The organism is Mesorhizobium sp. M7A.F.Ca.MR.176.00.0.0, from assembly GCF_004023165.1.
Taxonomy (GTDB): domain Bacteria; phylum Pseudomonadota; class Alphaproteobacteria; order Rhizobiales; family Rhizobiaceae; genus Mesorhizobium.
Genome location: NZ_RZTC01000010.1, coordinates 33,667 through 38,803, shown reverse-complemented (window position 1 = coordinate 38,803; position 5,137 = coordinate 33,667). Strand labels below are relative to the sequence as shown.

The 5,137-nt window shown below is 63.8% G+C and carries 2 protein-coding genes; one reads left to right on the top strand and one right to left on the bottom strand.

Annotated elements, in window-relative coordinates:
- A partial coding sequence (locus EOB59_RS06060; RefSeq protein ID WP_245486540.1) for an NAD-glutamate dehydrogenase occupies positions 1–4,306 on the bottom strand: 4,306 nt, incomplete at its 3' end.
- A 136-nt stretch (positions 4,307–4,442) separates the two neighbouring features.
- On the opposite strand from EOB59_RS06060, the gene EOB59_RS06055 reads away from it, so the two are divergent.
- Positions 4,443–5,006, top strand: a complete 564-nt coding sequence (locus EOB59_RS06055) for a peroxidase-related enzyme (protein ID WP_127269517.1) — start codon at positions 4,443–4,445, stop codon at positions 5,004–5,006.
- Positions 5,007–5,137 lie beyond the last annotated feature (131 nt).

The window sequence follows — 5,137 nt, the reverse complement described above, 5'->3', positions numbered from 1 at the left end:
CCGGCAGCAGCGCAACGAGCTTCGGTTCCAGCGCCTTGCGTGCTTCCTGCAGCTCGGCGATGCGCTGGCCGAGGGGTGCCGTGCCGGCATCGTTCTTGAGGTACCAGCCGCTGGTCACGTAGATCAGGCGGCTGACCATCTGATAGAGATCGAGCTGCACCTGGCCGTCGATCTGGTTGTCGAGCGCGTCGATCTCGCGATAGAGCGCCGGCAAGGCAAAACCGTCGCGCACCAAGGCGAAGGTCCGCACCACGTCGGCGGCGGTGCGCCCCGTGGCTTCCTGCAGCCGGTTGACGAAGGACGGGCCGCCGCGATTGACCAGGTCGTTGGCGACGACCCGCGTGATGATCTCGCGGCGCAGCCGGTGGCCATGGATCTCAGTGGCGTATTTCTTCGCCATCCGGTCGGGAAAATAGCCCATCAGGTCGCGATCGAAATGCGCGTCATCAGGCACGTCGCTGGCGACGATGTCGGAAAACAGCACGATCTTGGCATAGGCGAGCAGCACGCCGAGTTCGGCTCTCGTCAGCGGTTCGCCACGCGCTTCGCGCTCGGCGAGCGCTGCCGGCGACGGCAGCGTCTCCACCGCGCGGTCGAGCAGGCCACGCGCTTCCAGCGCCGTCATGAAGCGGCTCTGATGCGCGATGTCGGCGACGCCGCGCTTGCGGGCGATCGAAAGCGCCAGCGTCTGCTGGTAGTTGTTCGACAGCACCAGCGAGCCGACCTCGTCGGTCATCTCGGCGAGCAGCTTGTTGCGTGCCGGGCGCGTCAACGACCCCTTGCGCATGGCGGATGGCAGCGCGATCTTGATGTTGACCTCGACGTCGGAACAGTTGACGCCGCCCGAATTGTCGATGGCGTCGGAATTGCAGCGGCCACCATTCAGGCCGAACTCGATGCGCGCCCGCTGCGTGACGCCGAGATTGGCGCCCTCGCCGATCACTTTCGCCCGGACATCGAGCGCGGTGATGCGAATGGCATCGTTGGCGCGATCGCCGACTTCGGCGTTGGTTTCGGTCGATGCCCGCAAATAGGTGCCGATGCCGCCGAACCACAGGAGATCGACCGGGGCCTTGAGGATGGCGGTCATGATCTCGACCGGCGTGGCGGTGGTCTTGGCCAGGCCGATCGCCGCCGCCGCCGCCGCCGGCAAGGTGATCGATTTCTGGTTGCGCGAGACGATGATGCCGCCTTCCGACAGTTTCGTCTTGTCGTAGTCCTGCCAGCTCGAACGCGGCAGCGCGAACATGCGCTCGCGCTCGGCCATCGAGGCTGCCATGTCGGGATCGGGGTCGATAAAGATGTCGCGATGGTCGAAGGCGGCGATCAGCCGGGTTTTCGGCGACAAAAGCATGCCGTTGCCGAACACGTCGCCCGACATGTCGCCAACCCCGACGACCGTGAAGGACGAGGTCTGGATATCGCGGTTGATCTCGCGGAAATGCCGCTTGACCGCTTCCCAGGCGCCCTTGGCGGTGATGCCCATCTTTTTGTGGTCATAGCCGGCCGAGCCGCCGCTGGCGAAGGCGTCGTCGAGCCAGAAGCCGTGCTTCTCCGAGATCGCGTTGGCGGTGTCGGAGAAGGTCGCCGTGCCCTTGTCGGCGGCAACGACGAAATACGGATCGTCCGGGTCGCGTCTGATGACGCCGGCCGGCGGGATGACACCGTCGAGACCGATATTGTCGGTGATCGACAGCAGGCTGGAGACGAAATTCTTGTAGGCCGAGGTGCCGGCCTCGAAGATCGCGTCGCGACCGGCGCTCATCGGCAGCTTCTTCGGATAGAAGCCGCCCTTGGCGCCAACCGGCACGATGACGGCATTCTTGACCTGCTGTGCCTTGACCAGGCCGAGCACCTCGGTGCGGTAGTCCTGGGCGCGGTCGGACCAGCGCAGGCCGCCGCGCGCCACCGGACCGAAGCGCAGATGCAGGCCTTCGACCTCGGAACCGTAGACGAAGATCTCTCGCCACGGCCGCGGCGCCGGCAAACCCTCGACCGCGTGCGAATCGAGTTTGATCGCCAGCGACTGGCCTTTCTCTTTCGTATCGGCAACGAAATGATTGGTGCGCAGCGAGGCTTCGATCAGATTGAGATAGCGCCGGATGATGGTGTCGTCATCGATGTTCGGCACATCCTCCAGCGCGTCCTTGATCTTGGCCTTGAGGTGCTTTGCGGCCACCACGCCTTCGGTCTCGGCTGTCGGGCCAAGCCGGGCGATGAACAGCGCATGCAGGCCCCGCGCTATGTCGGGATAGCGATTGAGCGCGGCGGCGATGAAATCCTGGCTTTGCGGGATGCCGACCTGCTGCAGATAGCGGCCATAGGCGCGCAGGATCGTGATCTCGCCTGACCACAAGCCGGCGGTCTGGGCAAGGCCGTTATAGCCGTCATTGTCGACATCGCCTCGCCAGACAGAGAGGAAAGCGTCCTCGAACAGCGCGCCGCCATCAGTCAGGTCGATCGGCTTGCCGTAGCTGTTCTCCAACTCCATGTCATGGATGAAGACCAGGCCTGATTGTTCGTCGCCGACCTCGAAGGTGCGCTCGCTGATGACGCGGAAGCCGATGTTTTCCAGCACCGGCACCCGCCGCGACAGCGCCACCGGGCTGCCATGGTGATAGATTTTCAGCGCCGCCTGATGCGGTTTCTGCTCGGCATGACGATAATAATCGATGGCGATCGGATTGCCGGCGCTGATCTTGGCAATGCGCCTGGCATCGGCCAGCGCCACCGCCGCGCTGAACGAATCGCGGTAGCTTTCCGGCAGCCGCGCGGCAATCGCCTTCAAAGCCTGGTCGCCGCCACTGGCCTCGGCCGCATCGGAAAGGGCGTCCTCCCAGGTACGCACGATGTCGCGGATCGCCGCCTCTATCGTCGCTTGCTCGACCTTCGGCGTCTTGCCGCCGGAGCGGCCGATGATGAAGTGCACGCGCGCCAGCCCGCCCTCGGGAAAGGCCGGGTAGTAGGCCGACAGCCGGCCTTCGAATACGGTCTTCAGATACGAGCCGATCTTCTCGCGCACGACGCTGTCGTAACGGTCGCGCGGCACGAAGACGAGGATCGAGACGAAACGGTCGAACTGGTCGGCGCGCACCAGCGCCCGCACGCGTGGCCGCTCGACCAGGCCCAGAATGGCAGCGGCGTGCTTCCTCAGGACCGGCACCGGCACCTGGAACAATTCGTCGCGCGGATAGCTTTCCAGCACGTTGATCAGCGCCTTGCCGGAGTGATCGTGCCGGTCGAAGCCGGACTTGGCGATGATGGTTTCGGCCTTGGACCTGAGATACGGGATCTTCATCACCGAGCGCGTGTAGGCGGTCGAGGTGAACAGACCGACGATGCGCAATTCGCCCGCGAGCGTGCCCTTGGCGGTGTAGGTCTTGACGCCGATATAGTCGAGATAGATGCGGCGGTGCACGGAAGACTTGGCATTGGCCTTGGTGACGATCAGCGGCTCCGGCCCATGCAGGAAGGCGCGGATCTCCGGCGTCGTCGTTACCGCTTCGGTGCCGCGCCTGAGCACCAGCACGTCGGGGTCGGACAGGATGCCGAGGCCGGGCTTTTCAGCGCGCTCCAGCGTACCGCTTTCTTCGCCGCCGGTGTATTTGAACTCGCGCATGCCAAGGAAGGTGAAATTGTCGTCGCGCAGCCACTCCAGGAAGGCGAGGGCCTCGGCAACGCTCTTCTTGTCGAGCGGCACGGCCGTATAGCGGAATTCCGAGATCGCCTGATCGAGGCGGGCCAGCATCGGCCTCCAGTCGTGAACGGCGGCATGAACCTGGCCAAGGATCTTGCGCAGCCGCTCGCTCAATCCGCTCGCCTGCTCGGATGTCAGCCGCGGGATGTGGACATGGATGACGCTAAGCCGGTCGTGGCTGCCATCGTCCTTGGCGAAATTGCCGTCGCCGAGGATTTCTTCCACGCCGCCCTTGCCGTGGCGCACCACGATAACCGGATGGGTGACCAGGGTCGGTTCGCCCGATGTCTCGGTGATCTCGCCGAGGATGGAATCGAACAGGAACGGCATGTTGTCGTTGACGACTGTGACAACCGTCATCGGGCGGCCGTCTCGCACAACGCCCGAATCGGCATCGACGGCGACGACGCACTCGCCTTTCCTGTGAGTGGCGACTGCCTGGCCGGCGAGATCGGCAGCCCGCTCCAGGTCGGCCACATCGTAGGGAGCAATGTCTTCAGCTGGCGCGCGGGCGAGCAGATAGTCTGCAAGCCTGGCCGGCCTTTCCTCCGCTTTAATCGCTGCCGTGGCTTTTTTCTTCGGCTTGCTCGCGGATTTCACGCTGGCCATGACGCACGTCCCTCCCGTCGAATGCTTTTACGAATATGGTAGCAGATGACCGCTGTTTGGCGACAAAGGTTTGACGGCTTGCCAAGAATTATCGGAATTTGGCGACAAGATGCCGCGCAACGAGGAGAAATGACCCATGACCGGCAAAATCAGCGCGCTTGATCTTGGCCAGGGAGAGCTGAGCGAGGCGACAAAAACCTATTTCGCCAAATGCGAGGAGAAGCTCGGCCTCGTCCCCAACGTGCTCAGGGCCTATGCCTTCGACGACAGAAAGCTGCGCGCCTTCACCGACATGTACAACGATTTGATGCTGGGTGAGTCCGGGCTGACCAAGCTGGAACGCGAGATGATCGCGGTCGCCGTCTCCTCGATCAATCATTGCTACTATTGCCTGACCGCGCATGGCGCGGCGGTGCGCCAGCTCTCCGGCGACCCGCCGCTCGGCGAAATGATGGTGATGAATTTCCGCGCCGCCGATCTTTCGCCCAGGCAGGTGGCAATGCTCGAATTCACCGTCAAGCTGACGCAAGAGCCGGCCAAGATCGTCGAGGCAGACCGGGCCGCGCTGCGTCAGGCCGGCTTCACCGATCGCGACATCTGGGACATCGCCTCGACCGCTGCCTTCTTCAACATGTCGAACCGCGTGGCCGCGGCAATCGACATGCGCCCGAACGACGAATACCACGCCATGGCACGGTGAATTTGCTTTCTTCTCCCCTTTTTACGGGGAGAAGATGCCGGCAGGCAGGCGAGGGGCGGCACCAACATCCGTGAATGGAGGGCCAACTTTGCGCTGCCCCACCCGATCCTTCGGGCCACCCTCTCCCCGTA